18 protein-coding genes are annotated in these 18,351 nt (G+C 57.0%); 13 read left to right on the top strand and 5 right to left on the bottom strand.

Going from position 1 to position 18,351, the window contains the following annotated elements:
* Window positions 1-29: 29 nt before the first annotated feature.
* Window positions 30-2,168, bottom strand: a complete 2,139-nt coding sequence (locus tag FHW74_RS10705) for an intracellular growth attenuator family protein (protein ID WP_183170419.1) — start codon at window positions 2,166-2,168, stop codon at window positions 30-32.
* A gap of 319 nt (window positions 2,169-2,487) precedes the next feature.
* On the opposite strand from FHW74_RS10705, the gene nudE reads away from it, so the two are divergent.
* Window positions 2,488-3,048, top strand: coding sequence for an ADP compounds hydrolase NudE (gene nudE / locus FHW74_RS10700; RefSeq protein WP_183170418.1), 561 nt, complete (start codon window positions 2,488-2,490; stop codon window positions 3,046-3,048).
* Between the two features lie 51 nt (window positions 3,049-3,099).
* Here the strand turns inward: nudE and mrcA are convergent, their stop codons facing one another.
* Complete coding sequence (mrcA, locus tag FHW74_RS10695; protein ID WP_183170417.1) at window positions 3,100-5,652, bottom strand: peptidoglycan glycosyltransferase/peptidoglycan DD-transpeptidase MrcA; 2,553 nt, start codon at window positions 5,650-5,652, stop codon at window positions 3,100-3,102.
* A 118-nt stretch (window positions 5,653-5,770) separates the two neighbouring features.
* On the opposite strand from mrcA, the gene FHW74_RS10690 reads away from it, so the two are divergent.
* From FHW74_RS10690 to trpS, 12 genes are all read left to right on the top strand, one after another.
* A complete protein-coding gene (locus tag FHW74_RS10690) occupies window positions 5,771-6,559 on the top strand; it encodes a pilus assembly protein (RefSeq protein ID WP_183170416.1) in 789 nt (262 codons plus the stop codon).
* Window positions 6,556-7,104 carry a PilN domain-containing protein gene (locus FHW74_RS10685; protein ID WP_183170415.1) on the top strand — a complete coding sequence of 183 codons (549 nt, stop codon included), beginning with the start codon at window positions 6,556-6,558 and terminating at the stop codon, window positions 7,102-7,104. Before FHW74_RS10690 ends, FHW74_RS10685 begins: the two co-directional genes overlap by 4 nt.
* On the top strand, window positions 7,088-7,564 hold the full coding sequence (locus FHW74_RS10680; protein ID WP_183170414.1) for a hypothetical protein: 477 nt from the start codon (window positions 7,088-7,090) through the stop codon (window positions 7,562-7,564). The genes FHW74_RS10685 and FHW74_RS10680 overlap by 17 nt, the downstream gene beginning before the upstream one ends.
* Complete coding sequence (locus FHW74_RS10675; protein WP_183170413.1) at window positions 7,554-7,946, top strand: HofP DNA utilization family protein; 393 nt, start codon at window positions 7,554-7,556, stop codon at window positions 7,944-7,946. Before FHW74_RS10680 ends, FHW74_RS10675 begins: the two co-directional genes overlap by 11 nt.
* Window positions 7,882-9,132 carry a DNA uptake porin HofQ gene (gene hofQ / locus FHW74_RS10670; protein WP_370528013.1) on the top strand — a complete coding sequence of 417 codons (1,251 nt, stop codon included), beginning with the start codon at window positions 7,882-7,884 and terminating at the stop codon, window positions 9,130-9,132. Before FHW74_RS10675 ends, hofQ begins: the two co-directional genes overlap by 65 nt.
* Before the next feature lie 299 nt (window positions 9,133-9,431).
* Window positions 9,432-9,953 (top strand): shikimate kinase AroK, encoded by a 522-nt coding sequence (aroK, locus tag FHW74_RS10665; protein WP_002436422.1) that lies wholly within the window; start codon window positions 9,432-9,434, stop codon window positions 9,951-9,953.
* A gap of 56 nt (window positions 9,954-10,009) precedes the next feature.
* Window positions 10,010-11,098 carry a 3-dehydroquinate synthase gene (gene aroB, locus FHW74_RS10660; RefSeq protein ID WP_183170411.1) on the top strand — a complete coding sequence of 363 codons (1,089 nt, stop codon included), beginning with the start codon at window positions 10,010-10,012 and terminating at the stop codon, window positions 11,096-11,098.
* Between the two features lie 88 nt (window positions 11,099-11,186).
* A complete protein-coding gene (gene damX, locus FHW74_RS10655) occupies window positions 11,187-12,488 on the top strand; it encodes a cell division protein DamX (RefSeq protein ID WP_183170410.1) in 1,302 nt (433 codons plus the stop codon).
* A gap of 63 nt (window positions 12,489-12,551) precedes the next feature.
* Complete coding sequence (gene dam / locus FHW74_RS10650) at window positions 12,552-13,364, top strand: adenine-specific DNA-methyltransferase (protein ID WP_183170409.1); 813 nt, start codon at window positions 12,552-12,554, stop codon at window positions 13,362-13,364.
* 40 nt (window positions 13,365-13,404) lie between these two features.
* Window positions 13,405-14,082 (top strand): ribulose-phosphate 3-epimerase, encoded by a 678-nt coding sequence (rpe, locus tag FHW74_RS10645; protein WP_002436417.1) that lies wholly within the window; start codon window positions 13,405-13,407, stop codon window positions 14,080-14,082.
* Complete coding sequence (gene gph, locus FHW74_RS10640) at window positions 14,075-14,836, top strand: phosphoglycolate phosphatase (protein ID WP_183170408.1); 762 nt, start codon at window positions 14,075-14,077, stop codon at window positions 14,834-14,836. Before rpe ends, gph begins: the two co-directional genes overlap by 8 nt.
* Entirely contained in the window at window positions 14,829-15,833 is a 1,005-nt protein-coding gene (trpS, locus tag FHW74_RS10635) for a tryptophan--tRNA ligase (RefSeq protein ID WP_183170407.1), read from the top strand. Before gph ends, trpS begins: the two co-directional genes overlap by 8 nt.
* A 42-nt stretch (window positions 15,834-15,875) precedes the next feature.
* On the opposite strand, the gene FHW74_RS10630 is transcribed toward trpS, so the two are convergent.
* The 3 genes from FHW74_RS10630 to frlC all read right to left on the bottom strand — a co-directional run bounded on the left by FHW74_RS10630 (window position 15,876) and on the right by frlC (window position 18,324).
* Window positions 15,876-16,610: a GntR family transcriptional regulator gene (locus FHW74_RS10630; protein WP_144131621.1), complete on the bottom strand. Its 735-nt coding sequence runs from the start codon at window positions 16,608-16,610 to the stop codon at window positions 15,876-15,878.
* Window positions 16,611-16,711: 101 nt separating this feature from the next.
* Window positions 16,712-17,497: a fructoselysine 6-kinase gene (frlD, locus tag FHW74_RS10625; RefSeq protein ID WP_183170406.1), complete on the bottom strand. Its 786-nt coding sequence runs from the start codon at window positions 17,495-17,497 to the stop codon at window positions 16,712-16,714.
* On the bottom strand, window positions 17,494-18,324 hold the full coding sequence (frlC, locus tag FHW74_RS10620) for a fructoselysine 3-epimerase (RefSeq protein WP_183170405.1): 831 nt from the start codon (window positions 18,322-18,324) through the stop codon (window positions 17,494-17,496). The genes frlD and frlC overlap by 4 nt, the downstream gene beginning before the upstream one ends.
* Window positions 18,325-18,351 lie beyond the last annotated feature (27 nt).

The raw sequence follows: 18,351 nt of genomic DNA, 5'->3' as shown, positions 1-18,351 counted from the left end.
GGTAGCATAAACCCGTCGCCACGTTTTACTCAGGGGAGATGCTGCACCTCGGTGGTGGGAACCAGCTGTTGATTGAAGCAACTGGCGTAATATTGCTGGATGTCCGCCAGCCGCGAGCGCTGGCGCTGCCAGCGGCGGATCGCCTGCACGCCGTTGTACAGGCTACAAACTATCATGGCGAACAGCAGCAGGGTGGTGCTGATATAGCGCCATAAGCCTGCGCTATCCGGGATACGGTGCAGCGAAACATGCTCGGTGCCGTTAGCGTCAGTGCGGATACTGGTAATCACCCCTTCCGCGTGGAATGGCGTCTGCATCAGCATTTCCGCCAACCGCTGGAATTCGCCCCACTGCTGATGGGCAGGGTAATCGTAAAGCGACATCGGCGGCAGCGGCTGATCGACTAAATCGCCGCCTTCTTCGCTGATAATCATAAAGCCGCCGGGAGCCGGGCTGTTCAGTGACTGGGCCGCGCGGTTGGTTTCACGAATAAAAAACGGCGCCGTAGAGGTGGTCACCAGGTTATCCAGCGATTCGGCGCTCACCGGGCGCAGCAGAACATTCACGCCATCAAGTTTTCCGCTGCTGGCGCGCTTAACCAGCGCTTCCCAGTCTTTGGTATTGCCAAGGTTGATCAGCGCATTTTTCAGCCGGATACACTCATCGTCTGCGGTACACAGCGCCTGCGTTTTCAGCACGATTTCCGCGAAGTCATCCAGCAGCACCATGCCGGATTTCTGGATTGCGGAACGCAACTGCGGGTTGACTTTGGAATCCGTTTCCTGCGGATGAAGCTGACGGTTAACCGCTTCGGTGAGCGCCGTAGCGTTATTAACAATCTCCGATTCAGGCAGCGGCAGCGGCCGCGCGGAATTCCAGATAATCTGCGAGCAATCGAATGGCATAAACGGGTAGCTCTGGCGCGGGGAGTAGGTGCCAGGAACATGGATATTACACATGCCGGTGCCGGACACTTTCAGCGTGTCGCCCACTTTGAATCCTGATTTTTGCAACTGCTCTACGCTGGTGGCCTCAACCGTCTGCGCCCCCTTCAGCCAGGAGACGGTGAGTTTAATCGGCATATCCAGCGGCACCCAGAACAGTAGCATCATCAGCACCAGAAACGCGGCGCCACTCAACACCAGGCTGCGCAGCCAGTGTTGCAGCGGGAAGTTTTTTACCTCTTCATGGAGCGATAAAAAGCGCCCCTGGCGGACAACGCGGCGATCGAGATAAATATCGATATCCGTTTTCTGGCCTAAATCGTAATGGGTGAACGGCTGCCAGTGCGGTGGATAGACTAAATCGACAATGCCCAGCGAAATATTGTTGATCTGCTCCTGATCGGATTCGCCGAATAAACCCCAGCGCTTTGGCGTACCGCGCAGGCAATGAATTTCGCGCAGCGTGTTTTTGGCGGGCGGCGCGAATAATCCCCACAGTCCGGCGGCCAGAAGCAGAACACCGCCCCCGGCGAGCCAGGGAATTAACACGTCCGGGGCCACCAGACAGCTGAAAAAGAAAAAGAAGGAGACGCCAATCAGCAGGGCTTCACGCAGCCCGTCCGGGCGGCTCAGGGCATACTCTTCGCGGGTTTCCTGACGAATATTCAGTAATTCGATCTGCTCGCTTTCTTCACCGCGAATTGACGCCTGGGTGCCGGTCACGCGTTCAAGGGCGTAGCTGCCGGTATCCTGATGAGAGTTCAGCAGCGTGTGGCCATTCAGTGAAATCACCAGCGGGCGCGTTTCGGTGCGGATAAACTCGACGTTATTATCATCGGTGATGTACTGCTCCCAGAACGGCGGCAAATGCACTTCCACCGAATCGAGGTAGTAACGCCATTTATTGGGATCGTCAGTAGATAAGCCATAGCGGGTGATCGCCCGCGTTACCGCATACACGGTATTGCTCTGCGGCGTTAGTGTCAGCGCGCCGGGCGACTTGCTGGAGCCGGTCGGGGCAGGCGCATTTTCTGTGCGGGTCAGGGACTCCAGATAGTTTTCAACGGCGCTGCGCTCTTCCGGCGTCAGCTTGCGGGTGGCCGCGCCGGCAAAGGCTTGCAGCAACGGCAGCGCACGGCGTTGCCCCAGGCGATGCCTGAAAATCAAACCGACCGCTATCCCTATAACCAGCACCGTCACTATCACCGTTAATAAGGTGCCCATGCGTTCCCCATAACCAAAAATTCTTCTCTTCCACGCGTGAAGGTGAACTGTAACAAAAATTGTTGCCAGTGAGTATTTATCGACGACTGTAGCGCAAACGGCTAATTTTGCCGGGCTCACCGTGACGATTCAGAATAGCAGCAATAGAGCCGCTGAATTATCAGCAAATTCTTAGCAGGATTTCAAACCTGGCGACATCGCTCATCTGGCTGAGCCCCCAGGAAAATGCCAAAAGTGCAAATAACAAACAATTAACATTGGTCAAACTGTGTGGGATATCGCACAATATTGTCATTCTCCTTATTTCATTCTCCTTACGATGAGTAAACCATTACAAAAGCCTACTATTTTGCGTGTTGAAACCGTCGCCCGTTCGCGCCTCTTTAACGTTGAAACGGTAGATCTGGAGTTCAGCAACGGCGTGCGCCGGGTTTACGAGCGGATGCGCCCCTCGACACGCGAGGCGGTGATGATCGTGCCGATTATTGACGACAGTCTGGTGCTGATCCGGGAATACGCGGTGGGTACGGAATCCTACGAACTGGGCTTTTCGAAAGGGCTGATCGACCCGGGTGAAACGGTGTTTGAAGCCGCGAACCGCGAACTGAAAGAAGAGGTGGGCTTTGGTGCGCACCAGATGACGTTCCTCAAAAAGCTGACCATGGCGCCGTCCTACTTTTCCAGCAAAATGAATATCGTCGTGGCGGAAAATCTGTATCCGGAATCCCTGGAGGGTGACGAGCCGGAGCCGCTGCCAAAAGTGCACTGGCCGCTCAAGGATATGATGGCGCTGCTGGACGATCCGGATTTCAACGAGGCGCGTAACGTCAGCGCGCTGTTCCTGGTGCGTGAGTGGCTACGGGCGCAGGGCCGGCTCTGAACGACAAATAATTAAGGCCCTGAAAAGGGCCTTAATTTTTAGCGCGACCGTTTAAAACAGCTCGTGGGTTTCACCGTTGTCGATAAGGGTGGTGCCCACTTCATGAACCGCATGCTGTGTCGGCTGCGTCCCTTCAATGAAATACTCTTCGCGACTGTTTCCGCCGTTCGCCAACTGACCGGTGCTACGATCGATATTGACGCTGATAATGCCCGGCGGCGGCGTCAGCGGCTCTTCCGGCACGCCTTCCAGAATGGATTTCATAAAGGCATCCCAGGCAGGCTGCGCGCTTTTCGCACCGCCTTCATAACCGGAGATCTGATCTTTGATCGCGCCGGACGCGGTGGTACGGCCTAAATCGCGGCGGTGATCGTCAAAACCAATCCATACTGTGGTCACCACGCCCGGACCGTAACCGGAGAACCAGGCATCCTTCGAACTGTTGGTGGTACCAGTTTTACCGCCGATATCCTTACGCTGGAGATCGCGGCCCGCACGCCAGCCGGTGCCTTGCCAGCCGGGTTCGCCAAAGATGTTGGTGTTCAGCGCGCTTTTCATCAGGAATGCCAGCGGGGTATTAATCACGTGTGGGGCATATTCCTGAGGCTGGCTTTGCGCCACCAGCGCGCGGTTGACCTGCTCCAGTTGCGGCATCGGCACGGCGGCGTTTTGCTGCTCCTGAGACACCGCGACATCTTCCACGTTGTTGTTATCCAGCACGTTGGATTTCGGTGTTTCGCCATAAATTACCGGCAGATCGCACTCCGGGCAGGCGATTTTCGGTTTGGCTTCAAAAATGTTGTCGCCCTGCTCATTGACGATTTTGGTAATGAAATACGGGTCCACCAGGAAACCGCCGTTGGCCATTACCGCATAGCCGCGCGCGACCTGCATCGGCGTAAAGGAAGCGGAACCCAGCGCCAGCGATTCGGTATGCACAATATTCTGCGCCGGGAAACCGAAGCGTTGCAGGTATTCTGCGGCGTAGTCCACGCCCATGGCGCGCATGGCGCGTACCATCACTACGTTTTTCGACTGGCCTAAGCCCTGACGCAAACGAATCGGGCCGGCATATTCCGCCGGGGAGTTTTTCGGACGCCAGTCAGAGCCAGCGCCCGCATCCCAGCGTGAAATCGGCACGTCGTTGAGGATGCTGGCCAGCGTCAGGCCTTTATCCATCGCCGCAGTGTAGAGGAAAGGTTTGATATTCGAGCCGACCTGACGCAGCGCCTGGGTCGCGCGGTTGAACTTGCTCTGGTTAAAGTCGAAGCCGCCCACCAGCGCCAGCACCGCGCCGTCGCGCGGGTTGAGCGATACCAGCGCGGAGTTGACGTCCGGCACCTGCGCCAGCCACCACTCTTCATCCACCTGGCGAACCCAGATTTGCTGGCCCGCCTGCAGCACATCGCTGACCCGGCGCGGCGTTGGGCCCTGGGCGGTATCGGAACGGTACGGACGCGCCCAGCGTACCCCCGCCATTTTCAGCGACACGCTGGAGCCGTCGGCCATCAGCGCGGTGGCTTCATCGGCGCTGGCCTGGGTCACCACGGCGGCGCGCAGCGGGCCATAGCCCGGCAGGCCTTTCAGTGAGTCGATAATTTTCTTTTGATCCCACGCAGCTTCGCCGACTTTCCACAGCACGTTAGCCGGGCCGCGGTAGCCGTGACGCATATCATAGGCAAGAACGTTATCGCGTACCGCCTGCTGCGCCGCCTGCTGATCTTTGCGTTTAACGGTGGTGTAAACCTTGTAGCCATCTTCGTAGGCTTTTTCGCCGTAGCGGCTCACCATCTCCTGGCGCACCAGTTCCGCAAGATAAGGCGAAGAGAAGGCGATTTCCGGCGCGTGATAGTTGGCGTCGATAGCTTCACTACGCGCCGTGTCGTACTGCTGCTGCGTGATGTAGCCTTCGTTCAGCATGCGCGCCAGCACCACGTTACGACGGGCAGTCGCGCGATCCAGTGAATACAGTGGGTTATAGGTCGACGGCGCTTTCGGCAGACCGGCGATCACCGCGATTTCGCTGAGCGTCAGCTGATCGACGGTTTTACCAAAATAGACCTGCGCCGCAGCGCCGACGCCATAGGCGCGGTAGCCGAGATAGATCTTGTTGAGGTACAGCTCGAGAATTTCGTCTTTGTTAAGCAACTGCTCAATGCGGATGGCGAGGAACACTTCTTTGATTTTACGCAGCAATTTGCGCTCGGGGCTCAGGAAGAAGTTACGCGCCAGCTGCTGGGTAATGGTACTGGCCCCCTGGGAGGCATGCCCTGAAAACACCGCCACGCTGGCTGCGCGGAAAATCCCCACCGGGTCAACACCATGATGCTCATAAAAGCGGCTGTCTTCCGTGGCGATAATCGCTTTGACCAGCTCCGGTGGGATTTGATTAAGCGTTAACGGGATCCGGCGCTTCTCGCCAAACTGCGCAATAAGTTCATTATCCGCGCTGTAAACCTGCATAGGTATTTGCAAACGCACGTCTTTCAGCGTCGCGACGTCAGGTAGTTGCGGCTCGACATATTTGTACAAACCATAAATCGAGCCTGCTCCCAGCAGGATGCAACACACTGCAAGGATGAATAAATACTTTACGAACTTCACCGAGGATTTCTCACCAGATTTCAATTGGGCAGTTTATAAACAACAGCTCGGTAGTATAAAGGCAAGCCAGAAGCATTGATATGTCCTTTTCATTAACAGGGCCAGCAAGGAGTGCAGGATGGTGAGTCGAATCTGGAAAATTGGCGTTCATATTCAAGACGATGGCGTAAGGGCCGTTGCGGTGCAGCGCCGCCGGGAGGGCTGGCAGCTCAGAAAGTGGTGGTATTTTTCCCTTGCCGCCGCCACCGATAACCACGGTGTCACGATCAGCAGCGCACCACTCATTGAGGCGCTGCAAAAACTCCGCGCCGAGCTTCCGACGCAGCATCATCTGCGCGTCGCGTTTCCGGCGAGACGCACGTTGCAACGTACCATGCCGTTGCCTCGCCAACTCTGCGAGTCGGAATGCCAGACCTATGCCACGGCGGCGACCGCCAAAGCGCTACAGATGACGCCGGACAGTCTGTTTTCTGATTACCATGTCGACCCGGCGCACCAGACGCTTTCCGTAACGGCCGCACACCGTCAGGAAGTGGGAGAGGTGATGACGTTGGTTGAGCGTGCCGGGTTTTCTGATTATGCGCTGACGCCCGATGCCTGCGCGTTGAGCAGCTTTTTCCCTTATGCCGCGCCGCAGATCCAGGGAATTGCTGCCTGGGATGGCGAACAGTGGCTCTGGGCGACGCGGGAACGTTGGGGATGCCAGCCTGAAGGCGGCATTGGCAGCCTGTCCCAGATGCTCACTCTTCCTCTCTCGCAATGGCTTTGCTGTAGCGAGGTTCCGCAGGACGGCGTAGCCGTTTGCGATCCCTGGCGCTGGCTGACCCGTGCGCATCCGCCAAAAGCGCCTGCCGAGTGGCGCTTTGCCGTAGCGCTCGGCCTGGCGATGGGGAGTTACCCGGTATGAGCAGGCTAATCAATCTTCTGCCCTGGCGCGCCCAGCGGTTGAAACAGCGGGCGATATTTTGGGCCAGCCTGTTTCTGGCGGGCATTATCACAATTACAGCGCTGTGTGGCGCGTGGCGTGGATATATCGAATATCACATCGAGCAGGCGCGGTTAGCACAGCCGTCGCCCCAACAACTGGAAGCGCTACGCGGCGACAATGCCCGGCAACGCCAACAGCTGGACGAGCTGGCGGGGGTTCATCAACAGCGGCTGGCGACGCTTGGCAATCAGGCCGTTTTTCAGCGCTGGGCACGGCGGTTAGAACAGCTCACCGCGCAGTTGCCGGATGCGGTCTGGTTTACCACGCTGGGTTTTGACGCCGGACGGCTGGACATCACCGGCAAGTCTTTAACCACAGAGGCGTTAAGCCAGTGGGCGGAGACGCTAAAAATGTTGCCAGGCGCGGGCGTGCTTCATCAGGGGGCGACCACGCGCGATAGCGATGCCAACTGGCGCTTTCACTGGTCATTAACGCTGGAGCCTGACGATGCGCCGATCCCTTGAGCAATGGCTTACGGCGGATGCCAGGCTGCGTGTCGCCTCGTGGTCGGCGGCAATGCTGCTGTTGATTTTGCTGGGCGGATTGTGGGTGATTCAACCTGGTTATCAGGCGCTGGAGCAGCAGCGCGTCAGCCTGGCCGCCAGTCTTCAGGCAATAAAAGCGCAACAGCAACAAAAGCGCGCGCTTGGTACGCAGCTTCATGCGGCGCAACGCAATTTACCGGCTCTGGCGTCGGAGCGCTTCTCCGCCATGGCGATGGGTAAACTCCCCGGCGTGACGCTGATGAAATGGCAGCCGGAGGGTGAAGTTGCCGAGCTGGAGTTACGCAGCCAATGGCTACCCGTCCCGGAGCTGTTTAACGCGCTATCCCGTACCGACGCGCGTTTAAAACGTTTCTCCGTGGCGGCAGGGGAAGGGGCGCTAACCGTGACCCTGTGGCTGGAGGTGGCGCATGAGAAATAGCATCGCGACGCTTTCGCTATTGTTCTGCATGGCGGCGGATGCCGCGCCGCGCGATCCTTTTCAGCCGCCCGTCAATCACTGCCCATACGCGCAGTGGGAAGCCTGGCGTTTTCACGGCGCGGTGGGCAACGCCCCGGCAATCAAAGCGTTAATTGAGGACCCGCAAGGTAAATGGCTGCGGGTGAGCCCGGAGCAGAATTTATCGGCAGAGCTACAGGTTAAGGAGATCACCGTGGACGCGGTGGTGCTCGCCATCCCTGCCGGGTGTGATAACGGCGAGACTCGCTGGCAACGCAAGGAGAAATTCAATGACAAGGATGTACAGATTAGCCGGACTGCTGTTGCTCCCGCTAAGCGCGCTGGCCGCAACGCCAGCAAGTAATATCTCTCTGGTGGTGGATGACGTGCCCGTCCGCCAGGTTTTGCAGGCGCTGGCGGAAACAGAAAAGCAAAACGTGATTATTGCGCCTGAAGTCTCGGGTGACGTGACGCTGCATCTGGTGAACGTCCCCTGGCAGGTGGCCTTTCAGACCGTGGTAGAGACCAGCCAACTGCACTGGCATAAAGAAGGCACTATCCTGCGGGTTTATCCGGCAGAGTGGCAACAACGTCAGCAGCAGGAGCAGGAACAAGCCCGCTTGCAGCGGCTCAATAACCAACCGCTGAGCACCCGCATGATGCCTCTGCGCTATGCCGATGCGGCGGAGCTGGCTGCGGCGATAACGGCGCAGGGCGACAAATTACTGGGGCCCAAAGGCAGTGTGATGGCGGATAAGCGCACTAACCGACTGCTGATTAACGACAACAGCGCGGCGCTGAAAAAGATAGAAAGCTGGATTGCCAGCATGGATATCCCGGTGGGCCAGGTGGAGCTATCGGCGCACATTGTTACGATCAACCAAACCAGCCTGCGCGAGCTTGGAGTTAAATGGAGTACGGCGGAAGGCGAGGGCAAAGAGCGGCTTTATCGCCCCAGCGCCGTAACAGCGGATCTGTCAGTGCCGAACGCTTCAACGCGCATAGGTTTTAACGTCGGGAGGATCAACGGCAACATGCTGGATCTTGAACTTTCCGCGCTGGAGCAGAAACATAAGCTGGAGATTATCGCCAGCCCGCGCCTGCTGGCTTCCCATCAGCAGCCTGCAAGCATCAAACAGGGCAGCGAAATTCCCTATCAGGTTTCCAGCGGCGAAAGCGGGGCCACCTCGATCGAGTTTAAAGAAGCGGTATTAGGGATGGAGGTGACGCCGACGATTCAACCCTTCGGCAGGATCAAAATGAAACTGCGCATCAGCCAGAATATGCCGGGGCAGGTATTGAAGCAGTCGGATGGCGAAGTCATGGCCATCGATAAGCAGGAAATCGAAACCCAGGTAGAAATAAAAGACGGCGAGACCATCGCGCTCGGCGGCATCTTCCAGCGCAAGCGTAAAGGCGGGAAGGATACAGTGCCGTTTTTAGGCGATATCCCGCTGATAGGCGGCCTGTTTAGCTATGACGGGAAGGATGATGAACGGCGGGAGCTGGTGGTCTTTATCACGCCACGGCTGATCGCACCGAAGGCATAGCGTCCTTTATTGTCGATTTCACGTTTTTATTCGGTCGGGCGTTTGACGTCAGACCCGAATTAGCATACAAGGAGTACCGATTTGAGTGTCAGTCCATTTCGGTACTCCCGATGGCGTTTTTCCCTCCAGCTCTTCGGGCGCGGTAATTTAATCGGTTGCCAAACCACCTTGAGTGTTGAGATAATTTTTGGTCTGACTCTCGCACTATCGCATAAAGAGGTTTCAGTTCATTATCCGTAACGCAAACATGTCGCGCGGCGGGTTTACCATCAACGAATTGTCTTAGTAGTACCAAAAAAATGGCAGAGAAACGCAATATCTTTCTGGTTGGGCCGATGGGTGCTGGCAAAAGCACGATTGGGCGTCAGTTAGCTCAGCAGCTCAATATGGAATTTTACGATTCTGATCAAGAGATTGAGAAACGAACCGGCGCTGATGTAGGTTGGGTCTTCGACGTTGAAGGCGAAGAAGGCTTCCGTGACAGAGAAGAAAAAGTCATCAATGAACTCACCGAGAAGCAAGGCATTGTTCTGGCAACCGGCGGCGGCTCTGTAAAATCTCGCGAAACCCGTAACCGTCTCTCCGCTCGCGGCGTCGTGGTTTACCTTGAGACAACCATCGAAAAACAACTGGCTCGTACCCAGCGCGATAAAAAGCGTCCTTTGTTGCAGGTTGAAACCCCGCCTCGCGAAGTTCTGGAAGCGCTGGCCGGTGAACGTAATCCGCTGTATGAAGAGATTGCCGACGTAACCATTCGCACTGACGATCAAAGCGCGAAAGTGGTGGCAAACCAGATTATTCATATGCTGGAAAACAACTGATTCTGGCTAAATAAACACTCGCCCGCGGGTACAAGCAACAGAAGGTGTTGAGCGTCATGGAGCAGTTAACAGTCACTCTCGGGGAACGCAGTTACCCTATCACCATCGCTGCCGGCTTATTCAACGAGCCGGCTTCCTTTTGGCCTTTGCGAGCGGGTGACCAGACGATGTTGGTCACCAACGAAACGCTGGCCCCGCTGTACCTTGATAAAGTCCGTCAGGTGCTCGAACAGGCGGGTGTTAAAGTCGATCAGGTTATTCTTCCGGATGGCGAGCAGCATAAAAGCCTCGCCGTGCTGGAAACCGTCTTCAGTGCGTTATTAGAGAAACCCCACGGTCGGGATACCACGCTCGTCGCGCTCGGCGGCGGTGTGATTGGCGATCTCACCGGTTTCGCTGCGGCCTGTTATCAGCGCGGCGTACGTTTTATCCAGGTGCCGACGACGCTGCTTTCGCAAGTCGACTCCTCGGTCGGCGGCAAAACCGCCGTTAACCATCCGCTCGGCAAAAATATGATCGGCGCGTTTTATCAGCCTGCGTCGGTGGTCGTCGATCTGGATTGTTTAAACACCCTCCCGCCCCGCGAACTCTCTTCCGGACTGGCCGAAGTCATCAAATACGGCATCATTCTTGATGGGGAATTTTTTGACTGGCTGGAAACCAATCTGGATGCGGTGATGGCGCTCGACACCACGGCTATGGCGTACTGTATTCGCCGTTGTTGTGAGCTGAAAGCGGAAGTTGTGGCAGCAGACGAGCGTGAAAGCGGCTTACGTGCTTTACTCAATCTGGGCCATACCTTCGGCCACGCCATCGAAGCGGAAATGGGTTACGGTAACTGGCTGCATGGCGAAGCCGTCGCGGCCGGTATGGTGATGGCGGCACGTACCGCCCAGCGGTTAGGACAGTTTGGCGAACAGGATATTCAACGCATCATTACGCTGCTGCAACGAGCAGGTTTGCCGGTGAATGGCCCGCAGAGCATGTCGCCTGCCGCTTATTTACCGCACATGATGCGCGATAAAAAAGTATTGGCCGGCGAGTTGCGTCTGGTATTGCCGCTGGCAATAGGTAAAAGTGAGGTACGCGGCGGCGTGCCGCACGACCTGGTGCTCAGCGCGATTGCGGATTGTCAGCAAGCGTAACTATTAAAAAGGTGTTTCGCCATCAGGCGATGTTTAATTCAGGTGACGTGGCAGTTGTACTGACATAAGCCTTTTAGTGGGGTGTGAAATGGATGAGTTTAAACCAGAAGACGAGCTGAAACCCGATCCCAGCGATCGTCGTACTGGTCGTTCCCGTAAATCTTCCGAGTTCGACAACGAGCCGCAACTGAATATCGACGACGTCGATCTTGACGCGGACGATCGCCGTCCGACGCGCGCGCGCCGTGCTCGTGACGAAGAGGCCGAGTATGAGGCGGAAGAAGAGTTAGCCGATGATGCTGACGTCGAACGCCGTCCGCGCAAACGCAAAAAAGCGCCTGCCAAAGGCCCGGTTTCCCGTCAGCATATGATGATGGGCATCGGCATTCTGGTGCTGTTGCTGCTGATTATCGGCATTGGCTCTGCGCTTAAAGCGCCATCGTCAGACTCCACCACTGCGCAGAATCAACCTGCCGAGAAGAGCATTAATCTCAACGGCGGCGACAACGCCGCGGCTAACCAGGCCAATGGCACCCAGCCCGCGCCGGGCGCGACCTCCGCTGAAAACCCGTCCAACGGCCAGGATATCTCTTTGCCGCCGGTTTCCTCTACGCCGACTCAGGGCCAGGTCACTGCGGCGCCTGAAGGCCAACAGCGCGTTGAAGTACAGGGCGATTTGAATAACGCGTTAACCGCGCAGCAGGGCCAGATCGATGCGGCGGTGACCAACTCTACGCTGCCGACTGAACCGGCTACCGTGGCCGCTGTGGGCGGGCATAATGCCAACCGCCAGCAGGCTGCGAGCGGCGAAGCGCAGCCGACGCGTACCGAACGCAAACAGGCCGTCATTGAGCCCGCTCCGCGCAAAACGCAGCCTACGCAAACCGCGCCGGCTCGTCAGCCAGCGGTGCCGAAAGCGACCGAAACCAAACCGACGGCGACCGTGAAGCAAACCGCGCCAGCAGCGAACACCAGCACGCCGGTTAAAGCGCCGACTGCCACCGCCACTGCGCCGGCTGCCACCACGACTACGCCGAAAGCGACTGCCACTGCGCCAACCGCCACCGCATCCGCGCCGGCTGCCAGCGCGGGCGCGTCCACGGGCAACGTCGGTTCGCTGAAATCAGCGCCGTCCAGCCACTACACGCTTCAGTTGAGCAGTTCCTCGAACTACAACAACCTGAATGCCTGGGCGAAGAAAGAGAGCCTGAAAAACTATGTGGTGTATCAGACCACCCGTAACGGTCAACCCTGGTATGTGCTGGTCAGCGGCGTTTATGCCTCTAAAGAAGACGCGAAACGCGCCGTGTCGGCGTTACCGGCGGATGTACAGGCTAAAAACCCATGGGCGAAACCGATTCATCAGGTTCAGGCCGATCTCAAGCAATGATTAAAGCGCAGGATGCTCTATGTGCCTTCTCCTTAAACGGAGAAGGCTAAGCAGTCACACAGCATGAAAAAAAAACGCGCTTTTCTAAAATGGGCTGGGGGGAAATACCCCCTGCTCGATGAAATCAAAAAGCACCTTCCACAGGGTGACTGTCTGATAGAACCCTTTGTCGGAGCAGGTTCGGTTTTCCTCAATACCGACTATTCGCGTTATATTCTCGCAGACATCAACAGCGATCTGATTAGCCTGTACAACATCGTCAAGACGCGAACTGAAGAGTATGTGCAGCAGTCGCGGGATCTGTTTACGCCGGAGGCAAACCAGTCCGACGTCTATTACCAGTTGCGTAATGAATTTAATCAGAGCCAGGACCCATTCCGGCGCGCGCTGCTGTTTTTGTACCTCAACCGTCACGGATACAATGGCCTGTGCCGGTATAATTTACGCGGCGAGTTTAACGTCCCGTTTGGCCGTTATAAACGGCCCTATTTCCCGCAGGAAGAGCTGTATCACTTTGCCCAAAAAGCTCAGAATGCGGAGTTCCATTGCCTCTCGTATGAAGCGTGTATGGAACAGGCTGATGTAAACTCGGTGGTCTACTGCGATCCGCCTTACGCCCCACTCTCAGAGACGGCGAACTTTACCGCTTATCACACCAATAGCTTCAGCCCTGCCGAGCAGGCGCGTCTGGCTGAGATGGCGGAAAAGCTGGTTAGCAAAAGAATTCCGGTGTTAATTTCGAATCATGACACGCCTGATACGCGGGAATGGTACAAAGCCGCGCAGCATTTTCAGGTTAAAGTACGACGTAGCATTAGCAGCAATGGCGGCACCCGTAAAAAAGTGGACGAACTGCTGGCGCTCTATTCCGCCTGAGCCGTTTCGCCCGCCGCACAACACACTTATGGAGAAGCGGATGAAACAGTTTTTGATTGCCCCCTCGATTCTGTCGGCCGATTTTGCCCGTCTGGGTGAGGATACTGCCGCTGCGTTGGCCGCCGGTGCCGATGTCGTCCATTTCGACGTGATGGATAACCATTACGTGCCGAATTTGACCATCGGCCCGATGGTGCTGAAGGCGCTGCGCAAATACGGGATCACCGCGCCCATCGATGTGCATCTGATGGTGAAACCGGTGGACCGCATCATTCCTGATTTCGCCGCGGCGGGCGCCAGCTATATCACATTCCATCCGGAAGCCTCCGAGCACGTCGATCGCTCTCTGCAATTGATCAAAGAGCACGGCTGTAAAGCGGGCCTGGTGTTTAACCCGGCGACCCCGCTCAGCTATCTCGATCACGTGATGGATAAGCTGGATGTGATCCTGCTGATGTCGGTGAACCCCGGATTCGGCGGCCAGTCTTTTATTCCCCACACCCTGGATAAACTGCGCGAAGTGCGCCAACGCATTGACGCCTCGGGCTATGACATTCGCCTCGAAGTGGACGGCGGCGTAAAAGCCTCCAACATCGGTGAAATCGCCGCCGCAGGCGCGGATATGTTTGTTGCGGGCTCGGCGGTGTTCGACGCCCCGGATTATAAAGCGGTAATCGACGAGATGCGTCGTGAACTGGCAAAGGTAAGTCATGGATAAGTTTAACAATATTCGCGGCGTGGCGTTCGACCTGGACGGTACGCTGGTCGACAGCGCGCCGGGCCTGACCACGGCGGTGGATATGGCGCTGTATGCGCTGGAATTGCCCCAGGCCGGTGAGGCGCGGGTAATTACCTGGATCGGTAATGGCGCGGATGTGCTGGTGGAACGCGCCCTGACCTGGGCGCGCCAGGAGCGTGATATCCAGCGTGCGGCGTCGGGCAAACCGGCGGTTGAAGACGCGGATATTCCGCACGCCGATCGCGTGCGTATGCTGCGCAAACTGTTTGACCGTTTCTACGCGGATGCGGTGGATGAAGGCAGCGCGCTGTTCCCGGACGTGGCCGCGACCCTGAGCGCACTGGCGGAAAATGATATTCCCATGGCGCTGGTCACCAACAAGCCGACGCCGTTCGTTGCGCCGCTGCTGGAAGCGCTGGATATCGCTAAATATTTTACCGTGGTGATCGGCGGCGATGATGTGAAGAATAAAAAACCGCACCCGGAGCCGCTGCTGCTGGTGGCGGAAAAATTAGGCCTGGCCCCAGGCGAACTGCTGTTTGTCGGCGATTCGCGCAATGATATTCTGGCTGCGGCCGCCGCAGGCTGCCGTTCCGTCGGCCTGACCTACGGTTACAACTACGGCGAAGCGATTGAACTGAGCAACCCGGACGTGGTGTTCCATCACTTCAAAGACATTCTGCCCGCACTTGGGCTCCCCCACAGTGAAAATCAGGAATTAACAAATGAGTAAGCCCATCGTATTTAGTGGCGCACAGCCCTCAGGTGAACTGACTATCGGCAACTACATGGGTGCGCTCCGTCAGTGGGTCAACATGCAGGACGACTATCACTGCATCTATTGCATCGTCGATCAGCACGCCATCACCGTTCGTCAGGATCCGGCTGCGCTGCGCAAAGCCACCCTGGACACCCTGGCCCTGTACCTGGCCTGCGGCATCGATCCGCAAAAAAGCACCATCTTCGTTCAGTCGCACGTCCCGGAACACGCGCAGCTGGCCTGGGCGCTGAACTGCTACACCTATTTCGGCGAACTGAGCCGCATGACCCAGTTTAAAGATAAATCTTCGCGTTACGCGGAGAACATCAATGCCGGCCTGTTTGATTACCCGGTGCTGATGGCGGCGGATATTCTGCTGTATCAAACCAACCAGGTGCCGGTGGGTGAAGACCAGAAACAGCATCTGGAGCTGAGCCGTGATATCGCTCAGCGCTTTAACGCCCTGTATGGCGAGGTGTTTAAAGTACCGGAGCCGTTTATTCCGAAATCCGGCGCGCGCGTGATGTCGCTGCTTGAACCGACCAAAAAGATGTCCAAGTCTGACGATAACCGCAATAACGTGATTGGCCTGCTGGAAGATCCGAAGTCGGTGGTGAAGAAAATCAAACGCGCGGTCACCGATTCCGACGAGCCGCCGGTGGTGCGCTACGACGTGGCGAACAAAGCGGGCGTGTCCAACCTGCTGGACATTCTTTCCGCCGTGACCGGTAAAAGTATTCCGGAACTGGAGCAGCATTTCGAAGGCAAAATGTATGGCCATTTGAAAGGCGAAGTGGCGGAGGCGGTTTCTGGCATGCTGACCGAGCTACAGGAGCGCTACCATCGCTATCGTAACGACGAAGCTTTTCTCCAGAGCGTGATGAAAGACGGCGCGGCGAAAGCCCGCGCCCGCGCCAGCGAAACGCTGAAGCACGTTTACGAAGTGATTGGTTTTGTGGCCCAGCCGTAAGCCTGGCTGCGCAACATGATAAGAGGGCTTCGGCCCTCTTTTTTATTTCTGGCGCTGATTATCGATAGTCAGACTGACGCGGTTAGCGCGACAGAACAGCTCTGAGTAATGCACCGGCTTCGCGTTCTGATCGAAGGCGATTTTACTGATGCGAAACAGCGGTTCGCCCAGTTCGCACTTTAATCTCTGCGCCTCGGCTTTGGTGGCCATAAAGATATCTATCGTCTTTTTATCGCTCACCACACGGGTGTCGAATTTTTCCTGGAACAGCTTATAGGTGGATGCGCCCGCGGTATAAATTTCGTCAAACGCCGGGTAGCGGGACAGCGGGATCCAGGAGCTGTCGATAAACAGCGGCTCGTCGTCGAGATACATGACACGCATCAGACGAAAAATCTCGCTGCCGCCAGGGATATTCAACCTTTCGCAGAACGGATCGGCACTGATGCGCTCCTGTTCAATCACCTCCTCCCGGGTCGGCTTGCCCTGAGATACGCCGAAATCGGTGAATCCGCTTACCGTCAGGAGCGCGTTTTCAACCTTTTTACTTTGCACAAACGTGCCTTTACCCTGCCAGCGCTGTAGCACGCCGTCGTTGACCAGATCGCTGATCGCTTTACGAATGGTGATGCGGCTGACGTTATAGAGCGTGCATAACTCGCTTTCCGTCGGGATCTGTTGACCCGCCCGGTAAACCCCCTGCGCGATATCATCAAGCAGGCGTTGGCGCACGGTGGCGTAAAGGAGTTGATGTGAGTAGCGCTCCGTAGCTGGCATGAATCGACCCTGAAGTTGTAAGAGGAGTGGGGTTGATTATATGAGCGTTTTTGGATCAGTAACAGGCGTTGGCGTGTGTAATGTCACGCCAACGCCAGGCCTCACCAGGCACCATGATAGCCAATGGTGCGTGCGGCGCACTCGGTGCCTTGTTTCATGGCCTCCTGCAGCGGCAACCCGTTAGCGATAGCGCACAGGAACCCGGCGATATAGGAATCTCCCGCCCCCATGGTATCCACCACCTCCACGCGCTGCGGCGGCATCGGCCAGAACTGTGTGCCGTCCCACGCCAGGCTGCCGTTTTCGCCAAGCGTGGCGATAGCGACCCCCGCACCGCATTGCACCACGGTTTGCAGCCGGTCGCGCAGCCACGGATTATCTTCATTTGCCGAGGCAAAAGCGTAATCAAGATGTTCCGGCAGCGTGCGCCACAGCGGGCTTTCCCATTTGTCGGCAAAATCAAACGACAGGATTTTGCCTGCCGCTTTTAGCGCAGGGAAGGCGGACTCCGCATGGCCCCAGATGGCGGAATGGATAATGTCGAATTGCAGGAGCCACGCCAGCTCTTGCTCGCCGACGCGGAAATCCGCCATCACGCCTTCGGTATAGTCGCCGAGAATGCGATCGTTATTGCGCAGCTCCACCTGGGTTTGCGCCGTTACGCCGGGCATCACCCGCAGATGGGAAATATCCACGCCATGCTGCGCCAGATCGCGGCGCAACATGGCGCCGTAATCGTCTTCTCCCACCCAACTGACGCAGGTGGGCTGCATCCCGTAACGCGTGCTGTAGACCGCCACGTTAACAGCGTTGCCGCCGGAAAATGCTTTGCCCAACTGGGGATAGATATCCACGCAGTTATCACCTACCGTCGCCAGCCGTTTCATTGCGCCTCCTGAGGGAGCAGTTCGCGAAAGCGCGCCAGCGCCTGGCGGGCGTAAAGCCGCGGCTCGTTCATATACATCGTCACCAGCTCAATGGTGCAGTAGCCGTTATACCCGCTGTCGATAATATCGCGCATTAACTCGCGCAGCGGCATTTTGCCCTCGCCCGGTATGTAGTGGCTGTCGCTGGCGCCGTCGCTGTCGACAATATGCAGATGGCGCAGCTTGTCGCCCAGCTTATCGAAATAGCTCATCACCGGCTCACCCTGGACAAACGGGGCGCAGATATCAATCATGCTGAACAGGCGCGGCGAGGGTACCAGCGCCAGCGCGCGCAGCACATCGTTGGCGTTGCATACTACGTTGGATTCATAAGGCGTCAGCGGCTCCAGCAGCAGATCCATGCCGATGTTTTCCGCATGATCGCAAAGCTCGCGCAGATTATCAGCCAGCCGCTGCCAGATAGCCTCGGGTGTCGCGAGATAGCCTGCGTGGGCGGCGGAAATCAGCGTGAAGCCGGCATCCATCTCTTTCGCCATATCCATCCCGAGCTTAATCATATCCAGGCTTTCGCGGCGCATCCGCTCATCGCCCAGCATCATATTGTACGGATAACCGTTGGTTTCCGGCGTGTAGCCGATAATCGGCATCTGATACACCCGCGCCAGCTCTTTGACGTGCTTAATGCCGCCCGCGTTGAGATCCGGCGCATAAGCGTGGGGCCGGCCGCCCCACAGTTCCAGCCCGTCATACCCTAATTCATGCGCGTCGCGAAACGCGTGCTCCAGCGGTAAACGCTGATGCCCGCAGGTAAACATACCCGTTTTCATCTTTCTGCTCCTTGCTGCGATGCCCGG

Origin of the sequence: Atlantibacter sp. RC6, from assembly GCF_014193285.1 — a bacterium.
Taxonomy (GTDB): domain Bacteria; phylum Pseudomonadota; class Gammaproteobacteria; order Enterobacterales; family Enterobacteriaceae; genus Atlantibacter.
This window is presented reverse-complemented; position numbering and strand designations above follow the sequence as displayed.